Here is a 538-nt window from a genome sequence, read left to right on the forward strand (position 1 = left end):
CGCTCGCACTGAGCCTCGGCCGGACGGCCGGTGTGAGCACGGCGGCGCAGGCCCGGCGTGCGGTCCCCGCGGCCGCGAGCGGGCTGCACGTGCTCGGCTCGGGGACGGACGGGCCGGTCGGGGCGCTCGCCGGTTTCGTGACCCCGGCCGGGTGGCGCGCGGCGGTCGACCCTATCGGGCGCTTCTTCGACGCCGTCCTCACCGACTGGGGCGTCCGCACGGACCTCGCCGACCTGGCGGAGATCGCCGCCTCGCACCACGTCGTCGGCGTCGTCGCCCGGGCCGACCGCGGGCCCGCCGAGCGGGGGCTCGCCGCCGTGGCGGGCCTGCTCGAGGAGGCGCCGGGGACCGCCGTCGCCCTCGTGCTCGTCGATGTCGGCGGGACCGCCGGGCCCACGGACCGCCTGGCGCGCCGGGTCCTCTCCGAGGTCGGCCTCCCGGTGCCCGTTCACCTCCTCGACCACGCGCCGGCGTCCGACGAGCCCGCGCCGGAGTCGGACGACGACACCCAGCGGCGTCGTCGTCGTGCCGCGGCGGG

General features: G+C 79.7%; 1 protein-coding gene. It reads left to right on the forward strand.

From position 1 onward, the window contains the following. Window positions 1–538: hypothetical protein (locus N866_RS21530; RefSeq protein WP_034228253.1), on the forward strand; the 538-nt coding region annotated here is incomplete at both ends.

Origin of the sequence: Actinotalea ferrariae CF5-4 (genome assembly GCF_000603945.1) — a bacterium.
Classification (GTDB): domain Bacteria; phylum Actinomycetota; class Actinomycetes; order Actinomycetales; family Cellulomonadaceae; genus Actinotalea; species Actinotalea ferrariae.